General features: G+C 69.9%; 17 protein-coding genes. 6 read left to right on the top strand and 11 right to left on the bottom strand.

Features of this window, described 5'->3' with window-relative positions; translation table 11 throughout:
• Window positions 1–21: 21 nt before the first annotated feature.
• Window positions 22–732 carry a GNAT family N-acetyltransferase gene (locus LR393_RS15440; protein WP_231484613.1) on the top strand — a complete coding sequence of 237 codons (711 nt, stop codon included), beginning with the start codon at window positions 22–24 and terminating at the stop codon, window positions 730–732.
• A 44-nt stretch (window positions 733–776) separates the two neighbouring features.
• On the top strand, window positions 777–1,253 hold the full coding sequence (locus tag LR393_RS15435; RefSeq protein ID WP_407937324.1) for an NUDIX domain-containing protein: 477 nt from the start codon (window positions 777–779) through the stop codon (window positions 1,251–1,253).
• Here the strand turns inward: LR393_RS15435 and LR393_RS15430 are convergent.
• The 4 genes from LR393_RS15430 to valS all read right to left on the bottom strand — a co-directional run bounded on the left by LR393_RS15430 (window position 1,250) and on the right by valS (window position 6,548).
• Complete coding sequence (locus LR393_RS15430; RefSeq protein ID WP_231484611.1) at window positions 1,250–1,894, bottom strand: response regulator; 645 nt, start codon at window positions 1,892–1,894, stop codon at window positions 1,250–1,252. The genes LR393_RS15435 and LR393_RS15430 overlap by 4 nt on opposite strands.
• The gene (locus LR393_RS36460; RefSeq protein WP_231484610.1) at window positions 1,891–3,042 is read right to left on the bottom strand and encodes a sensor histidine kinase; all 1,152 of its coding nucleotides are present in this window, start codon (window positions 3,040–3,042) and stop codon (window positions 1,891–1,893) included. The genes LR393_RS15430 and LR393_RS36460 overlap by 4 nt, the downstream gene beginning before the upstream one ends.
• 21 nt (window positions 3,043–3,063) lie before the next feature.
• Window positions 3,064–3,588, bottom strand: a complete 525-nt coding sequence (locus tag LR393_RS15420; protein WP_231484609.1) for a hypothetical protein — start codon at window positions 3,586–3,588, stop codon at window positions 3,064–3,066.
• A gap of 344 nt (window positions 3,589–3,932) precedes the next feature.
• Window positions 3,933–6,548 (bottom strand): valine--tRNA ligase, encoded by a 2,616-nt coding sequence (valS, locus tag LR393_RS15415; protein ID WP_231484608.1) that lies wholly within the window; start codon window positions 6,546–6,548, stop codon window positions 3,933–3,935.
• An 86-nt stretch (window positions 6,549–6,634) separates the two neighbouring features.
• On the opposite strand from valS, the gene LR393_RS15410 reads away from it, so the two are divergent.
• Window positions 6,635–7,312, top strand: a complete 678-nt coding sequence (locus LR393_RS15410; protein ID WP_231484607.1) for a maleylpyruvate isomerase N-terminal domain-containing protein — start codon at window positions 6,635–6,637, stop codon at window positions 7,310–7,312.
• Window positions 7,313–7,325: 13 nt separating this feature from the next.
• Here the strand turns inward: LR393_RS15410 and LR393_RS15405 are convergent, their stop codons facing one another.
• Both LR393_RS15405 and LR393_RS15400 read right to left on the bottom strand, forming a co-directional pair.
• A complete protein-coding gene (locus LR393_RS15405) occupies window positions 7,326–9,026 on the bottom strand; it encodes a RecQ family ATP-dependent DNA helicase (protein WP_231484606.1) in 1,701 nt (566 codons plus the stop codon).
• Between the two features lie 71 nt (window positions 9,027–9,097).
• The gene (locus LR393_RS15400; RefSeq protein WP_231484605.1) at window positions 9,098–9,343 is read right to left on the bottom strand and encodes a hypothetical protein; all 246 of its coding nucleotides are present in this window, start codon (window positions 9,341–9,343) and stop codon (window positions 9,098–9,100) included.
• 249 nt (window positions 9,344–9,592) lie between these two features.
• On the opposite strand from LR393_RS15400, the gene LR393_RS15395 reads away from it, so the two are divergent.
• Together LR393_RS15395 and LR393_RS15390 are read left to right on the top strand one after the other, a co-directional pair.
• A complete protein-coding gene (locus LR393_RS15395; protein WP_231484604.1) occupies window positions 9,593–10,642 on the top strand; it encodes an alpha/beta hydrolase in 1,050 nt (349 codons plus the stop codon).
• 98 nt (window positions 10,643–10,740) lie between these two features.
• Window positions 10,741–11,526: a nucleotidyltransferase domain-containing protein gene (locus LR393_RS15390; protein WP_231484603.1), complete on the top strand. Its 786-nt coding sequence runs from the start codon at window positions 10,741–10,743 to the stop codon at window positions 11,524–11,526.
• A 9-nt stretch (window positions 11,527–11,535) separates the two neighbouring features.
• On the opposite strand, the gene LR393_RS36455 is transcribed toward LR393_RS15390, so the two are convergent.
• Window positions 11,536–12,111, bottom strand: a complete 576-nt coding sequence (locus LR393_RS36455; RefSeq protein WP_231484602.1) for a GNAT family N-acetyltransferase — start codon at window positions 12,109–12,111, stop codon at window positions 11,536–11,538.
• Window positions 12,112–12,312: 201 nt separating this feature from the next.
• Between LR393_RS36455 and LR393_RS15380 the strand changes: the two genes are divergently transcribed.
• Window positions 12,313–12,885, top strand: coding sequence for a DUF4352 domain-containing protein (locus LR393_RS15380; protein ID WP_231484601.1), 573 nt, complete (start codon window positions 12,313–12,315; stop codon window positions 12,883–12,885).
• A gap of 12 nt (window positions 12,886–12,897) precedes the next feature.
• Here the strand turns inward: LR393_RS15380 and LR393_RS15375 are convergent, their stop codons facing one another.
• The 4 genes from LR393_RS15375 to LR393_RS15360 form a co-directional block, all read right to left on the bottom strand.
• Window positions 12,898–13,302 (bottom strand): nuclear transport factor 2 family protein, encoded by a 405-nt coding sequence (locus LR393_RS15375; protein ID WP_231484600.1) that lies wholly within the window; start codon window positions 13,300–13,302, stop codon window positions 12,898–12,900.
• A gap of 151 nt (window positions 13,303–13,453) precedes the next feature.
• Window positions 13,454–14,500, bottom strand: coding sequence for an arabinan endo-1,5-alpha-L-arabinosidase (locus LR393_RS15370; protein WP_231484599.1), 1,047 nt, complete (start codon window positions 14,498–14,500; stop codon window positions 13,454–13,456).
• 109 nt (window positions 14,501–14,609) lie between these two features.
• The gene (locus tag LR393_RS15365) at window positions 14,610–15,104 is read right to left on the bottom strand and encodes an META domain-containing protein (RefSeq protein WP_231484598.1); all 495 of its coding nucleotides are present in this window, start codon (window positions 15,102–15,104) and stop codon (window positions 14,610–14,612) included.
• A 67-nt stretch (window positions 15,105–15,171) separates the two neighbouring features.
• Window positions 15,172–16,371, bottom strand: a 1,200-nt coding sequence (locus tag LR393_RS15360) for an RCC1 domain-containing protein (protein ID WP_231484597.1), incomplete at its 5' end; no start/stop codon positions are given.

Genomic DNA, 16,371 nt, shown 5'->3' with positions numbered 1-16,371 from the left:
AAAAGAAGGGCACCACGCACCATGAGTGACACCGCTGTCTGGCTGCACGCCGCGAACACCGCGGCGCGCTGGAGCGCGATGGATCTGCCCACGTCCGGGCTGCCCGACGGCGACGACGTGTTCTCGCGGCTGACCACGAGCGGCGGCGAGATCAACACCCGCAGGCCGTTGTCGCCGGCCCGGATCGAGGAACTGCTCGACACCCCCGTGCAGGGAGAACGCAACGCGGTCTGGGACCCGTTCGGGGTCGGCGGCGTGCGGCTGCCGCAGGGCGCGCGGATGATCCCGCTCCCGGTGATGACCCGCCCGGCCGGACCGGTCGGGGTGAGGCCGGGAGCCGACGTGGTCGCGGTCTCGACCGAGGACGACCTGGCCCGGGCCGACCGCGTGATCATCGAGGGTTTCCCCCGCCCCGAGCTGCGGCCCGGGCAGCTCTTCCCGCCCTACGTGCTCGACCGGCCGGGCTGGCAGACCTGGCTCGCCGTGCGCGACGGCGATCCGGTGGCCGCCGGGGTCAGTTACGACGACGGCCACTGCCTGGGCACCTACTGGCTGGCCAGCCTGCCGCAGCACCGGGGGTCGGGGCTGGGGGCCACGCTGCTGACCTCGATGCTCGCCGCCCGTCCGGATCTTCCCGCGGTGCTGGTGTCGACGCCGCCGGCACAGTCGCTGTACGAACGGCTGGGTTACCGCACGGTGTCCACCGGTTGCTGGTACGTGCGCAGGAGCTGAACGCGCGGCGTCGGGTCGCCGTTCCGGGAGCCGGGTCGGGCATGATGCTGCCCGTGGTGACGAGAAGCGCGGCAATGCTGGTCTACCGGTTCGACCCGAACGGCGATCTGGAGGTGCTGATCGCGCACATGGGCGGACCGCTGTGGGCGCACAAGGAAGATCACGCCTGGTCGATCCCCAAGGGCCTGTTCGAGCCCGGGGAAGACGCCCTGACCGCCGCCCGGCGGGAGTTCCACGAGGAGATGGGCTCACCCTCCCCGGAGGGGCCCTACCTGGAGCTGGGCGACACGAAAACGTCCAGCGGAAAGGTGATCACGACGTTCGCGGTGCACGGCGACCACGACGTCTCGACCTTCTCCAGCAACCTCTTCGAGATGGAGTGGCCGCGGGGTTCGGGCAACATCCAGGAGTTCCCGGAGATGGACCGGGCCGGCTGGTTCGACCTCGACACCGCCGCGACGAAGCTGGTCAAGAGCCAGGGGTCGATCCTGACCACTCTCAGCCAGAAGCTCACCCCCTAGGCAAGTCCCGCGCTGATCGCCCGGCGCACCGCCTCGGCCCGGTCGCGGATACCGGCCTTGGCGAACAGGTTGTTGATGTGGGTCTTGACCGTGGCCTCGCTGATGAAGAGCTTCTCGGCGATGCCCCGGTTCGAGAGCCCCAGGCCGATCGCGGCGAAGACCTCGCGTTCACGAGGGGTCAGGTCGGCGGGCAGCTCGGGTTCGGTGGTCCGCACAGAATTGCGGACGCTCGCCAGCAGTCGGTCCTGGACGGCCCGGTCGAGCACGGACTGGCCCGCGGAGGCCGCGCGAATGGCGCGCGTGATGTCCTGCCTGCCCGAGTTCTTGGTCAGGTAACCCCGTGCCCCCGCGCTGAGCGCCGCGAGGATCGACTCGTCGTCGGCGAACGTGGTCAGGACGACCACGGCGACGTCCGGGTACTCCTCGCTCAGCCGGCGAGTGGTCTCGATGCCGTCCAGGCCGGGCATCCGCAGATCCATCAGCACCACGTCGACCGGTTCCCGGGCCAGGGTCTCCAGGACCTGCGCCCCGTCGGCGACCGCGTCGACCACGTCGATGTCGTCGGACAGGTCGAGCACCGCCGCCAGCGGTTCCCGCACGGCGGCCTGGTCGTCGGCCACCACCACCCGGATCGCGCTCATGCCGGCACCACGGCCGCGACCCGCCAGCCACCCGCGTCGGTGCCGTCGGTGACCGGCCCCACCGTGAGCGTCCCCTGCAGCAGCGCCACCCGCTCACGCATGCCCACCAACCCCATCCCGCTGCTCGTCCCGTTCGTGATCGCCCTGGTAGCAGGCCCGTTCGTCACCGTCAGGGCGATCTCGCCGGGCCGGTGGTCAAGTTCCAGGTGCACGGGCCCTCCCGGGGCGTGACGGGCGGCGTTGGTCAGGGACTCCTGCGCGATCCGCAGCAGGTTCTGCACGGCGGCGGCCGGTATCTCGCCCACCTCGCCGGTGACCGTGAGGGCGTCGTGATGACCGGAGGAGTCGAGCATCGCGGTCAGGCTGTCGAGCAGCGGCAGGGTGTCCTCGCGCAGTGCGTGAACGGTCCACTGAGCCTGCTGCAGGCTTTCTTTCACCAGGCTGTGGGCCCGGTCGGTGGCCGTGCGCACCCGCTCCAGATCCCCGGTCTCGAGCAACGCGTCGGCCAGTTCCAGCTGCATGTTCACCCCGGCCAGCGAGTGCGCGAGCACGTCGTGCACGTCGCGGGCGATCCGGGCCCGTTCCGCCAGCAGCACCGACCGGGCCTCGGCCTTCGCGGCCCGCTCGGACGACCGGGCCGCCTCCAGGGCCGAGACCAGGGCCTGGCGGTGCGACCGGTTCACCATGCCGATCAGCACCGGCAGCCCGGTGGTGAGGCCGATCACCCAGGGGATCTCGCTCTCGCCCGGCCCGATCCCGATCAGCAGCACCAGCGCGGTGAGGCCACCGATCAGGCTCGCGACGAGGGCCGCCGGGCGGGTCTGCAGCCGCAGCCCGGCGTGCCCGGCGAGGAAGTAGGCGAAGAGGTAGGCCGTGCCCTGGCTCGCGGCGGTCATCAGGGCGGCGACCGCGAACGCCGCCACCACCAGCCAGATCACGGCCGGCCGGTCGGGCAGCACCCGGGCGGGCAGATGCCGCATGGCCAGGAACAGGCAGTTCAGCGGGAGCAGGATCGCGGCGGCCAGGGCCCAGCCGGAGGTGCCGAGCGGACGCACCGTGGTCAGGGCCGAGGCGATGATCGCCGCGCTGGCCACGAACTGCAGGATCTGGTTCGGGGCGGCCGGGGTCTCGACCTGGGGCACCGGCACGCCCAGACCATAACGCACGGTCTAGGACACCGGAGCCGGCACCCGGACCGGCTGCGCGGGGGCCTGCACCATCCGCGAGCGCAGGTAGATCGTGCCCAGCCGGGTGACCACCTCGGTGAGCGCCATCAGGACGAACGCCGCCACCCAGGCCTGGTCGCTGGTGATCGAGTGGGCGACACTGAACCGCGCGATGTCGTCCGCACCCCCGTGCTCGCTCCACAGCTGGAAGGTCATCCGCGACCCCATCCCCAGCACCCACAGCACCGCCGAGACGACGCCGGCCTTGATCAGCACGTGCTCCCCCACGGCCCGGACCCGGGTGTAGATCCCCCCGGCGATCCCGAGCGCCGCGCCGACCGCGATCAGCAGGCCGACCAGCACCAGGTCGTTGCCGCCGGTCGGTACCGAGTTCAGGTACTGATGCACCACGAAGCTCACGATGCCCAGCGGCAGAAGGAAACTCTTCAGGTCGAGCCGGCTCTCCCGCAGCTGCCGGAAGACCACGAGGAGAAGGGCGATGTCGGTGATCCACTGAGTCGTTGTCATGTGCTCAAGCTTGCTGTTCAGCGGCCCGCAACACCTGGACCCAGGGGTGGAGATCAGGGTGGAGAAGGCATGACGTGAGCACGCCACCGCCCACCCCCCAACCTTCCGTGATCATGCAAAACCTCCCCAGAGTTCTAGAACGCCGGGGAGTGGGGGCACCTCCCGGCCGAAGGCTGGGGGATTTGCATGATCACGAACAGGGGGTTGGGGTTGAGGGGTGCAGCACGGCCCAACGGCTCAGCGACCAGGACAGGACATGACGAAGGGCCGGTACCGACCCGTGACAGGTCGGTACCGGCCCTTCGGCCGTTGCGGGGTTCAGCCGGGTGAGGCCCGGGGTGGGGTCAGCCGGCGGTGGGCTCGGTCTCCTTGAGGGTGACCTCGACCCTGGCGTCGGCCTCGTCCACCGCGACCGTGGTCAGCTCGGCCACGGTGCCCGCGGCCTTCAGGTCACCGAGCACGGCCTGGACGGCGGTGATGCGGGCCGTGGTGTCGTGGACCACGACCTTCTCCACCTCCGAGCGCACCGACTTCTTGGCGTCGGACTTGGCCTTACGGATCTGGCGGAGCACGTCGGCGGCGACCACGAGCACCGAGACCTCGCCGGTGACCGGCTCGTCCGAGCCCTTGAGCAGGTCGCGGACCTCGACCGGCGACGGCCAGGCCGAGCGGTGGATCGAGCCGCCGGCGAAACCGGGCAGCCGCTGGCCATTCTCGAGGGTGGCCATCGACCAGGCCTCTTCGGTGACGTACGGCAGGAACGGCGCCAGCAGACGCAGCACCGTGGAGACCGCCGTGCGCAGCGTGGTCCGGGCCGAGACGGCACCCTCGCCCTCACCGTAGGCGCGGTCTTTGACCAGCTCGAGGTAGTCGTCGCAGAACTGCCAGAAGAACTCTTCGGTCTGCTTCAGGGCCTTCGAGTAGTCGTACGCCTCGAACGCCTTCGTGGCCTCCTCGACCAGCGCGACGAGCTGCGTCAGCAGGGCCTCGTCGACCGGCTCGGTGATCGCACCCTCGACCACGCCCGACCCGGAACCGAAGCCCAGCGCGAACTTCGACGCGTTGAGCACCTTCATCGCCAGGCGCCGCCCGATCTTCATCTGGCCCGGGTCGAAAGCGGTGTCGACACCCAGCCGGGCGCTGGTGGCCCAGTACCGCACCGCGTCGGCGCCGTGCTGCTCCAGCAGGTCGGTCGGGACCACGACATTACCCTTGGACTTGGACATCTTCTTGCGGTCGGGGTCGAGGATCCACCCGGACAGGTTGGTGTGCGTCCACGGCAGCGAGTCGTGCTCGTAGTGGCTGCGGACCATGGTGGAGAACAGCCAGGTCCGGATGATGTCGTGCCCCTGCGGGCGCAGGTCCATCGGGAAGGTACGGGCGAACAGGTCGTCGTCCTCGCTCCACCCGGTGGCGATCTGCGGGGTCAGCGACGAGGTGGCCCAGGTGTCCATGACGTCCGGGTCACCGGTGAAACCGCCCGGCTGGTTGCGCTGCTCGGCCGTGTAACCGTCCGGCACGTGCGACTGCGGGTCGACCGGCAGATACGCGTCGCCGGGCACGATCGGCTGGTCGTACTGCGGCTCGCCGTCGGCGTCGAGCGGGTACCACAGCGGGATCGGCACACCGAAGAATCGCTGACGGGAGACCAGCCAGTCGCCGTTCAGGCCCTCGACCCAGTTCTCGTACCGGTGCCGCATGTGCTCCGGCGTCCAGTGCAGGTCTTTGCCCCGCGCGATCAGGTCGTCACGGACCTGCTCGGAGCGCCCGCCGTTACGGATGTACCACTGCCGGCTGGTGACGATCTCCAGCGGCCGGTCACCCTTCTCGAAGAACTTGACCGGGTGCGTGATCGGCTTCGGGTCGGCCAGCAGATCGCCCGACTCCTTCAGCAGCTCGACCGTGGACTGCTGCGCCCCGAACATCGACTTGCCGGCGACCTGGGCGAAGGCCTCACGGCCCGCGTCGGTGGTCAGCCAGGCCGGCGTCTCCGAGGTGATGCGGCCGGTCTTGGTGACGATCGGGCGGGTCGGCAGCTCGAGCTCACGCCACCAGATCACGTCGGTGAGGTCACCGAACGTACAGATCATCGCGATACCCGTGCCCTTGTCGATCTGGGCCAGGCGGTGCGCGACGACCGGCACCTCGACACCGAACACCGGCGTGGTGACGGTGGTGCCGAACAGCGGCTGATAACGCTCGTCGTCGGGGTGCGCGACCAGCGCGACACAGGCGGCCAGCAGCTCCGGGCGTGTGGTGGAGATCGTGACGCCCTCGCCGCCCGCACGGTGGAACCGCAGGTCGTGATAGGCGCCCGGACGCTCCCGGTCTTCCAGCTCGGCCTGCGCGACCGCGGTCTGGAAGGTGGTATCCCACAGGCTCGGCGCCTCGGACGAGTACGCCTCACCCCGCTCGAAGTTCCGCAGGAACGCGCGCTGACTGATCTTCTGCGACTTCTGCGAGACCGTGGAGTAGGTCAGCGACCAGTCGACCGACAGGCCGAGCGTGCGCCACAGCTGCTCGAAGACCTTCTCGTCGGTCGCCGTCAGCTCTTCGCAGAACTCGACGAACTTACGGCGGCTGACCGCGATGAAGTCCTGGCGCTTGGACGGCACCTTGGCCGGGGGCGTGAACGATTCCTCGTAGGGAACCGACGGGTCGCAGCGGATGCCGTAGAAGTTCTCGACCCGGCGCTCGGTGGGCAGGCCGTTGTCGTCCCACCCCATCGGGTAGAACACCTCGCGGCCGCACATGCGCTGGTACCGGGCGATCGTGTCGGTCTGCGTGTAACTGAAGACGTGACCGACGTGCAGGGAGCCCGATACGGTCGGCGGAGGCGTGTCGATGGAGTAGATCTCGGAGCGCTCACGGGTCCGGTCGAACCGGTACGTACCTTCGCGCTCCCAGGTCTCGCCCCAGCGGGCTTCGAGACCGTCGACGGCAGATTTCGGGCTTCCCATACCTTCGACTCTATCGGCTCGGCGCGACCTCTTTTCCCGCCTGTGGACAACTCCCCGGACACCCGCCCACCAGGCACACTGTTCGGATGCCGGACGAGCGCCCGATCGTCAGTGCCCTGACCGACGCCTACACCGAACTGGCCCGGCTGATCGCCCCCCTGGCCGAGGAGGACGGCTGGAGAGCCACCCGTCTGCCCGGCTGGAGCGTGCGCGACCTGATCGTGCACCTGCTCGGTGACGCGCAACGCGCCCTGGTGGCGCTGGCCACCCCTGCCCCGGGCCCCGCCGACCGCGACGCGGTCACGTACTGGGCCGGCTTCGTCCAAACTGCCGAAACAGCGCAGCCGGACAACCGCCAGATCCGCGTCGTCCGCTCGCTCGCGGTCGCCCACCCCTGGGAATCGCTGGTCGAGACCTACACCGAGACCACCGCGGCCGCGTGCACCCTGGCCGCCCGCACGCGTCCCCACGACCTGATCAGCACCCAGGGCCACAGCCTGACCACCGACGACTTCCTGTCCACGCTGGTCGTCGAGGCCGCCGTGCACCACCTCGACCTGACCGACGCCGGCACCCGACCCGGCCCGCCCGCGAGCGCCCTCCACCTCGTCCGTCAAACGCTCGACGGACTGCTCGGACACCCGGAGCCGGTCGGCTGGGACGATGTCACCTACGCCCTGACCGGCACCGGGCGGCGAGCCCTCACCGGCGACGAGACCCGGAAATTGAAGGACGACGCGGTCCGGTTCCCGCTGTTCTCATGAGAACAGTGGTGGTTCAGTCTTCGTGCACCAGCAGTTCGGCGTCCGCCGCGATCACGGCCAGCGCCAGGGTGCGGTAGCCGACCTGCTCGAAGAGCACGGTGATCCGGTCGGCCTCGTCGCTCATCACCACGCCGGCCCCCCATACCCGGTGCCGCACACGGTCGTTCGTGTCGAACCGGACGGCCCCCGCGGGCACCGGAACGGCGCGCTCGTCGGGTTCCGCGCTCTCCGCGGCCAGGCCGGAACGGCAGGTGTCGCAGGTGCCGCAGCCCTCCTGACCCGGCGGCAGCACCAGTTCCTCACCGAAGTAGCCCAGGAGAAACTTTCGCCGGCATCCGGTGGTCTCGGCGTAGCCCCGCATCATCTCGATGCGCGACCGGTCCATCCGGCTGTGCTCGGCGTCGACCGCGGCGGCGGCCACGACCGCGGCGGCCGCCGGGACCGCCACGTCCGTGTAGGCGAGGCGGGAACCCGCCTCCATCGTCACCGCGCCGGCCTGTTCGAGGAGGTTGACGGCACCGGTGAGCTTGGTGGCGCTGAGATCGAGCTCCTCCCGCAGTTCGGTCGCCCCGACCGAACCGGTGGCCTCGGTGTGCTCGCGCACCGCCCCGGCGACCTGGGTGAGAACCTCCTCGTCGGGCCCACCGGAGGCGAAGAACTTCCGCAGGGAGAGGTCTTCGGGACGGTAGTAGAGACAGATCAGCGCGGGGGCACCGTCGCGGCCGGCCCGGCCGATCTCCTGGTAGTAGGAGTCGATCGAGTCAGGCACGTCGGCATGCACCACGAACCGCACATCGGCCTTGTTGATACCCATTCCGAACGCCGAAGTGGCCACCACCACGTCGATCTCGCCGTCCAGGAACCCGGCGTGCACCGCTTCGCGCTCAGCCGCCTTCATCCCCGCGTGGTACGCCCGGGCCGTGCGCCCGGCCTCGCGCAGCTTCTCCGCGTACTCCTCGGTGGAACGCCGCGTGGCCGTGTAGACCAGACCGCTGCCCGCGAGCGAGGCCACCCGCTCGATCACGCCCTTCTCCTTGTGCCGCGCCTCGACGAAGCGCCGCACCTGGAGTTCCAGGTTGGGCCGGTCGAATCCGGTGACGATGCGCACCGGGTCGTTCATCTTCAGGCGCTCGACGATCTCGGCACGCACCGGCGGGGACGCGGTGGCCGTCAGGGCCACCACGCGCGGCCGGCCGAGGGCCTCGATCACGTCGCCGATGCGCAGGTAGTGCGGGCGGAAGTCGTGACCCCACGCCGACACGCAGTGTGCCTCGTCCACTGCGAGCAGTGAAACATTGAGCTTGGAAAGCTTTTCCAGCACCGTGGCATTGGCCAGCTGCTCCGGGGCGAGGAACATGAACTCCGCGTCACCGGCCGTCAGCGAGTCCCAGGCGTCATCGGTCACGCCGCGACTCTGCGCGGAGTTCACCGCCACGGCCCCCAGCCCGGCGTTCTCGCCGTGCTTGGCCAGACCCTCCAGCTGGTCGCGCTGCAGGGCGATCAGCGGCGACACCACCACGGTCGGCCCGTCGAGCATCAGCCCGGCCAGCTGGTAGACAGCGGACTTGCCCGCGCCGGTGGGCATCACGACCAGCACGTCGCGGCCCTTCGACAAGGCCTTCACGGCGTCGAGCTGACCGGGGCGAAGCCGGGCCAGGCCGAGTCGGGTGCGGGCCAGTCGGCGGATTCTGTATGCAAGGGGAACCAGCTTCACGAGCCCATCCTGATGGAAAGCGGGCAGGAGGGCACATTCGGCGTACTTCGACACCCACGGTCAGGTAATGGTCACACGCCGGGAACCTGATCCAGGAATCCCCGGACGCGTTCCCGCTTGGCGTCCACCCCGGTCAGCAGCATGTCGAAATCGACTACCCCAGCGTCCTGGTCCCCCGGCCCCGGAGCCACGAGTTCCCCGGTGAAGCGGGCCTGGTCGTGATGCCCGTCCACCGCCCCGGCCAGGCGCAGGCCGCGACCGGTGAACTGTTGCCGCACCCGCCCGACCATCGCGTCGATCGCGGACGCCCCCTCCACGTCTGCCGGCGGGCCGGTCAGCCGGCAGGTGGGCGAGAACAGTTCCCCGCCCGGGGGGCCCGGCCCTGCTCGAGCCCCCGGTCGACGTGCTGCGGCTCAGCCCGCACCCCGGCGGCCACGGCCCGGGCCCTGGGCGTGGGCCCCTCCTGCTTCGCCTGGTCCGACAGCACCTTGACGCCCCGTAATTGCTGAGAGAGCCCTGAGTCGCGTATCCACCGCGACGGACGGGCCACCCGTAACCTGGGCGGCATGTCCTTCTCCTCCTTCGGCCTCACCCGCCGGGCCGGGCTGGGCGCACTGACGCTGGCGGGTCTGGGCGCTCTGGCCGCCTGTGCGACGGGTTCGCGGAACGCATCGTCCCTGAGCACCCCGTCCCCGAGAGCCGGCCACACCCGCCACGCCGACCTGGCCTACGCCGATCCCGTCGGCCGGGCCCACCTCCTCGACCTCTACGTGCCGACCGGTGTCGAAGGCCCCTTTCCCGTCGTCCTTTTCCAGGCCGGTTCGGCATTCGGCAGTGACGACACGAAGAACACCGCCTCCGGCCTGAGCGGTGCCACCACGGCCGAGGGCCTGGCCACCCGGTGGGCGCCGCACGGGTACGCCGTGGCCGGGCTGAACGTGCGCAGCAGCAGCCAGGCCACGTTTCCCGCCCAGCTGCACGACGTGAAGACCGCGATCCGCTACCTGCGCGCCCACGCCGGCGAATACGGCCTGGCCAAGGACCGCTTCGCCACCATGGGCACGAGCAGTGGCGGCTGGGGGGCTGTGATGGCCGGGGTGACCGCCGCAAACCCCGATCTTGCAGGTGATCTCGGAAACGCATCGGAGTCCGACAGCGTGCAGGCCGTGGTCGACCTGTTCGGCCCCACCGATTTCCTGGCCATGGACGAGCATCGCCTGCCCGAGGGCCAGAAGCACGACCCGGCCTCCTCCCCGGAGTCACGGCTGATGGGTTTCGCCATCCAGTCCGACCCCGAGGCCACCACCCGCGCGAACCCCGCCACCTACGTCACCGCCCAGTCCCCACCGATCTGGATCTCCCACGGCACGCAAGACCCTCTGGTGCCTTACAACCAGTCCCAGATCCTGTTCCGGGCCTACCACGCGGCGGGCGCGGCGGCCACGTTCACCCTGGTGCACGACGCCGTCCACACCGACGCCTACCTGACCGGGACCGACCCCGCCCCCTCGGTGACCGTGCACACCACCACCGGCGGCCACCTGACCCGCTCCGAAGCCCCGGCCCCCACCTTCGACGTGATCCGCGCCTTCCTCGACGAGCACCTGAGGAGCTGAGCCGTTCGGGTCGGCCCGCGAAAATCGGTAGGCCTGAGCGCCGCTGATGTTGCACGATGTCCGACTGCCCAAAATCCGGGTGGAGTGAGGAGATCGTGATGGAACTGCTGGCCGACCCCGTGCTGGAGTACGGCGACCGGAGGGTGGCGGAGACGGGTCAGATCCTGCGCACGACCGTGGGCTCGGGCCTGCACGGCATCGCGATCGCGGGTACCGACGACCACGACGAGATGGGCATCTTCGTCGAGCCGGCGTCCTGGCTGATGGGGCTACGGCCCACACGGGACAGTTATGTGGCGCGCTCCCAGGCCGAGGGAGCGCGCTCCGGGCCGGGTGACACCGACCTGGTGATGTACTCGCTGCGCAAGTACCTGAACCTGGCTCTGAAGGGCAACCCGACTGCCCTGCTCCCCCTGTTCGCCCCGGCCCCGGACGTGCTGTTCAGCAACGAGCTGGGGCACGAACTGCGAGCGCTGCGGGGGCATTTCCTGTCGCAGACGGCGGCCTGGCGTTTCCTGGGGTTCATGCACTCCCAGCGGGACGCCCTGCTGAAGGGTGGCCGCAAGGTGCCCAACCGTCCTGAGCTGGTGGAGAAGTACGGCTACGACGTGAAGTACGCCTCGCACGCCCTGCGGCTGGCGATGCAGGGCCGGGAGCTGGTGCACCACGGCCGGCTGTCGCTGCCGATGCCCGAGGCCGAGCGCCGGCGGGTGCTCGAGGTGAAGTCCGGCCAGGTCCGGGACAGGCAGGTGGTGCTGGACGAGATCGATGCCGTCGCCGCCGAGGTGGTCGCGGCCCTGGAGTCGGGCAAGACTCCCCTGCCGCCCCAGCCGGACATCGACGTGATCGAGGCGTGGGCGATCAGCGCGCACAGCCGATCCTGAAGAAGGGGTTCAGGCCCGCCACAACGTCCGCTGGGGCGGGCCTGACCTCACCACCAGATCACCCGTGACCCGGAACCCGTGACGCTCGTAGAAGGGCAGATTGCGGACGTTGGACGACTCCAGATAGATCGGGGTGTCACCGAACCGTCCCAGGGCGTCGGCCATCAGCGCGGCGCCGTGGCCCTGACCGCGCCCGCCGGCGGTCGTGCCGATGAACTCCAGGTACCAGTGGTGGGGCGGCTGGAGCTCGTGGGCGCGTTCGATGTCGCCCATCCGCTGCAGCAGGCGGGGCAGGCGCCGGCCGGCGCCGCGCACCATCGGCGGGGCCGCCCGGATCACCGTCGGCAGCGGCAGTTTCCACTCCCCCGGAGCCGTCCACATGGCCACGGCGCGGCGGTCCACGGTGGTGCGCACGTGGCCGCGCGGAAGGGTGTGGGCCAGCAGCGCCCCGAACACCCGGGTCAGACGGGCATGGCGATGTCGCTCGGGGATCATCCAGGTCCACAGCGGGTCGTCGGCGAAGGCGTCGGCGAGCGTCGCCGCGAGGGCGGGCAGGTCGTCGGGTGTTGCCGGGCGCACGTCCACCCGCACATTTTCACCAGTCGGTGTCAGTTAGCCCAGGGGGGTCGGGTGGCGTGCGGGGAATGGTGGACGTCCATCCGCCCCGGTGCCTGGCTCGCCTCACGAACGGGTCAGGTCGCGGGACTTGTCAGAAGGGCCCGGCTCCGCCCACGATGCATGATCGGGGAAGAGCGCACGACGGGTTGATACGGGTGGAAGGCAACGATGGCACGGACGAACGGGCGGAACCGTACCCGGGGCAGCGCACCACGCCTCAACCATCCCCGCGGTAAGCCGCAGGACACCCGCGGCAGCTGGGGCGCGATGATCTCGGCGCTGCTGGTGGCCGGGCTGATCTTCACAGCGGCCGTGATGCTGCACTACGGCGAGCTGCCGGCGTTCCTGGCCCCGGCCACGTCGCTGGGGCACGAGAAGACGATCGAGACCGAGACCGGAACCGGCGACGCCGCCCAGAAGATCGCGCTCGTGGTGTCGGTGCCGGCCGCGCCCAAGGTCTCGAAGGCCGACGGCGATCCGGCGCAGCGAACGGTCACCGTGTCGGTACGGGTGCGGAACGAGTCGGAGGTGCCGGTCGAGGTGCCCGGCGCCGGGCAGTCCCTGCGCACCGACCAGGCGAACTCCTACGACGGCGTCCCGGACGACTCCGCGAAGGTGGCACAGGTGGCCGCGGGCAAGAGCAGGACCGTGAAGCTCCGGTTCCGCGTGCCCGACGGCGAGACCCCGGCCGTGCTGACGCTGAAAGTGGCCGGGGAACAACGTAAGTTCGACCTGTCCTAACCTGGTGGCCGTTCAGCCCTGCAGCGCCTGGACCAGCGGGCGCATCTGCTCGGCGTCGAAACTGCCGGTCAGCCGCACGATCCGGCCCTCGCGCACCAGCACCACGTCGGTGCCCCGGACGTCGATCGCCGTACCGTCGGGCAGCGTGCCGGTGAGGTTGAGCTCGACGGTGATCTCGTCGCCGTCGCCACTCACCCGGGAGGTCTCGGCGTAGTCCGGCATCAGGGTGGTGAACAGTTCCTCGCGCTGGGCCAGGGCCTCCAGCAAGGTCTTCGCCGGATAGACGCCGTCCGTCGGGTCGGCCGGCTGGTGGCGCACCTCGATCTCGTCCGCCAGGTACCGGGCGAGCACCTCGCGCATCGCGACCGGGCTGACCGTGGAGGCCTGGACCAGGTCTTCCAGAACCGAGCTCATCATCGTCCCCCGTTTGACCGTCTCGAGAACTGTTGCGACCCCACTTTTGCCGACCACGCACCCGGTCGCAAGCACCCCGCATCTGCTCAGGGAAAAGCTCCCGGCGGCGAATCGCCGCCGGGAGCCCGTCACACGACTGTCCGGGAACCGTAAGTCAGGAGACCGCGGGCCAGTTCGAGGAGTCCCAGGTGAGCCGGTTGATACCCAGTTTGGCCACGCCGTTGTCCGCGCCGTCGTAGTAGTGGTAGACGAGCACGTCGCCGTCACCGTCCTGGATCACCGACTGCCCACCCGGGCCGACGATCGTGCCGTGCGTACCGAGGATCTGGGTGCCGCCACCCGCGGTCAGCAGAGTGCCCGGACGGTCCTTGTACGGGCCGGTGATGGTCTTGGAGCGACCGACCATGATCTTGTAGGTGCTGCTCGTGCCCTGGCAGCAGGCGTCCCACGAGGTGAACAGGTAGTAGTACCCCGCGTGGTAGATGACCGCCGGGGCCTCGATCGCGGTGCTGCCCGAGCGCCGGGCGATGCTGGAGACCGTTGAGCTGCTCGAAATACGCTTACCGGTCGTGGGGTTCAGCTCGATCATCTTGATGCCGGTCCAGAACGAACCGAGCGAGAGGTACCACTTGCCGCTGCGGTCGATCACCAGATTGGGGTCGATGGCGTTGTGGTCGCTGCTGGTCGTGGTGGAGTAGATCTTGCCCTGGTTGGTCCAGCTGCCCGGCTTGCCGGTGGTGCTGGTGGCCAGGAAGATCGCCGACTTGTTCTTACCGAACGACGAGGCCGAGTAGTACAGGTAGTACTTGCCGTTCTGGTACGAGAGGTCGGGCGCCCAGAGGTTGCCGTTGCTCGTGCCGGTGTACTCGTCGGTCCAGGTGGCGGTCCCGTTCGGGAAGGCCAGACCGGTGTAGGTGAACTTGGTGCGGTCGGTCGACGTGCGCAGCGCGATCCCCGGGGCCGTCGCGGCCAGCAGGTACGTACCGTCCGGGCCCTTCACCATGGACGGGTCGTGCACGGCGACGTTTCCGCTCACGGCTCCCGGGCCGGGGTACTCGGCGGCCCCGGCCGATCGCAGGTGCAGGGCGGTCGGCACCACGGCCGCGGCCACGAGGGCGGCGGCCACCAGCCCGGCAATCCGGGTGCGACCTCGCCACCCGTTCCTACGCACCCCGGACGGTACTGAGAAGACGCTGGACATGACACCTTTCCTGGTTCGTCGAAAGACCGGCCACGCGGGCCGTGCTCGTCACCAGGTCGGTCCGGGCACCGTCCACGTTGCCCGCACCAGGATCAATTCGACCCTAATTCTACGGTGGCGGAGGCGTGCTCGCCTCGGTGCGCTTGCGGATCCCGTCCGCCACCGAGGTCGGCGGCGGGTTCTTCCGGCGGGTGTACCGGGCCAGCTCGGAGGGGTTTTCACCGGACACCGCGAAGATCAGCGTGTCGCCGTCCACCCGCACCTGCGTGGCCCCGTCCATCACGTCGACGTGGGGCACGTTCGCACAGCCGATCTCCGTGGACGCGCCGGAATCCATCTCGAACGTCCCGTCGGCCGTCAGGTCGTAGGTGCCGCGCTGGCCGTTGCAGCCGTCGCTGGCCTTCCAGTCACCGTCGTCGAACGTCAGGTATGCCGTGCCGTAGGTGGACCGCCCGAAGTCCGAGACGCTCCAGCCGGTGATCGCGAGCGGGTACCAGGTGCCCTCGACACTCTTACGGACATCAGAGCCGGTGGTGACCGACTCGTCCCCACATCCGCCGAGAACCAGCACGGCGCACAGCGCCGGCCAGACCGCTCGATTCATCCCCGTACCTCCCAACGACGCCGGAACCACCCCTTGGACGTCCAAGGGGTGGTTCCGGTTCCAGGGGTTATCGGGTGAGGAAGGACGTGGTGCGCCCGTTCGTGGAGACCGAGGTGATCGCGCGGCCGGTCAGGTCGGCCGTGATCTGCACCGGCACCGGGACCTTGGAGCCGGTGACCGAGCCGTTCGCCAGGTTGCCGTAGGTGTCGGTGCTGCCCCAGCAGGCGGCGGTGCCGTCGGTGGTCACGGCGCACCCGGTGGCCGCGTAGGGGCTGTTCTCGACGAAACCGGTGGTCACCTGGATGACGGTCTTGCCGGCGAGCGGACCGGAGGTGGCCACGACCGGCACCGGGTAGGCCCGGTTACTGGTGGAGTCGACCCCGAGCGGGCCGTAGACGTTGTAGCCCCAGCAGTAGGCCTTGCCGTCCGCCACCGCGCAGGAGGAGTAGCTGTGCGAGTCGATGCTGGTGACGGTCTTGCCACCGAGGCCGTCGTTCGCCGTGTAGACCGCGACCGGCACCGAGCTGTTGTTGGTGGCGAAGTTGCCCAGCGCCCCGTAGCTGCCGTAGCCCCAGCAGTACGCCTTGCCGTCGGCGATCACGCAGTTCTGCAGGTAACCCGTGCTCAGAGCGGTGACGGTCTTGTCCTTCAGCACGCCCGTGGTGTTCACCGCGACCGGCACCAGGCTCTTGGTGGTGGTGTTGTTGCCCAGCTGGCCCCAGGCGTTGTCGCCCCAGCAGTACACCTTGCCCTCGGCGAGGGCGCAGGTGTGGCCGCTCTGGGTGCTCACCTGCGTGACCGTCTTACCGGTGAGCAGACCGCCCACCTCGACCGGCAGCGAGCTGGAGATCGTGGTGCCGTCACCCAGCTGGCCGGAGCCGTTGGCGCCCCAGCAGTAGGCCTTACTGTCGGCGACGGCGCAGGTCTGGTGCACGCCGGCCTGGATGTCCGTGACCGTCTTGCCCACGAGCACCCCACCGACCGGGGTCGGCAGCGTGGCGGAGTCGGTGGTGCCGTTGCCGAGCTGACCGTCGGGGTTGGTGCCCCAGCAGTAGGCCGTGCCCACGGCCAGGGCGCAGGTCGCGAACTCACCCACGGAGAGGTCGCTGAGGGCCTTGGACGCGATCGGGTTGTCCTGCACCGGCATGGCCAGCGCCCCGGTGTGCGCCACCGTGTCGGTGCTGCCCGTGAGCAGCTGGCCGCTGGCGTTCCAGCCGGCCGAGACCAGGGAACTGACCACCGCGGGGGCGGTCGGGATGGCCGGGGC

The organism is Kineosporia mesophila (assembly GCF_021129235.1).
Taxonomy (GTDB): domain Bacteria; phylum Actinomycetota; class Actinomycetes; order Actinomycetales; family Kineosporiaceae; genus Kineosporia; species Kineosporia mesophila.
Note: the sequence above shows the minus strand (reverse complement) of the source record. Positions and strands in the feature narration are given on the sequence as shown.

Coding starts and splice junctions, on each gene's coding strand:
- LR393_RS15440 (WP_231484613.1), top strand. CDS start 22: ATGAGTGACACCGCTGTCTGGCTGCACGCCGCGAACACCGCGGCGCGC.
- LR393_RS15435 (WP_407937324.1), top strand. CDS start 777: ATGCTGCCCGTGGTGACGAGAAGCGCGGCAATGCTGGTCTACCGGTTC.
- LR393_RS15430 (WP_231484611.1), bottom strand. CDS start 1,894: ATGAGCGCGATCCGGGTGGTGGTGGCCGACGACCAGGCCGCCGTGCGG.
- LR393_RS15420 (WP_231484609.1), bottom strand. CDS start 3,588: ATGACAACGACTCAGTGGATCACCGACATCGCCCTTCTCCTCGTGGTC.
- valS (WP_231484608.1), bottom strand. CDS start 6,548: ATGGGAAGCCCGAAATCTGCCGTCGACGGTCTCGAAGCCCGCTGGGGC.
- LR393_RS15410 (WP_231484607.1), top strand. CDS start 6,635: ATGCCGGACGAGCGCCCGATCGTCAGTGCCCTGACCGACGCCTACACC.
- LR393_RS15395 (WP_231484604.1), top strand. CDS start 9,593: ATGTCCTTCTCCTCCTTCGGCCTCACCCGCCGGGCCGGGCTGGGCGCA.
- LR393_RS15390 (WP_231484603.1), top strand. CDS start 10,741: ATGGAACTGCTGGCCGACCCCGTGCTGGAGTACGGCGACCGGAGGGTG.
- LR393_RS15380 (WP_231484601.1), top strand. CDS start 12,313: ATGGCACGGACGAACGGGCGGAACCGTACCCGGGGCAGCGCACCACGC.
- LR393_RS15375 (WP_231484600.1), bottom strand. CDS start 13,302: ATGATGAGCTCGGTTCTGGAAGACCTGGTCCAGGCCTCCACGGTCAGC.
- LR393_RS15370 (WP_231484599.1), bottom strand. CDS start 14,500: ATGTCCAGCGTCTTCTCAGTACCGTCCGGGGTGCGTAGGAACGGGTGG.
- LR393_RS15365 (WP_231484598.1), bottom strand. CDS start 15,104: ATGAATCGAGCGGTCTGGCCGGCGCTGTGCGCCGTGCTGGTTCTCGGC.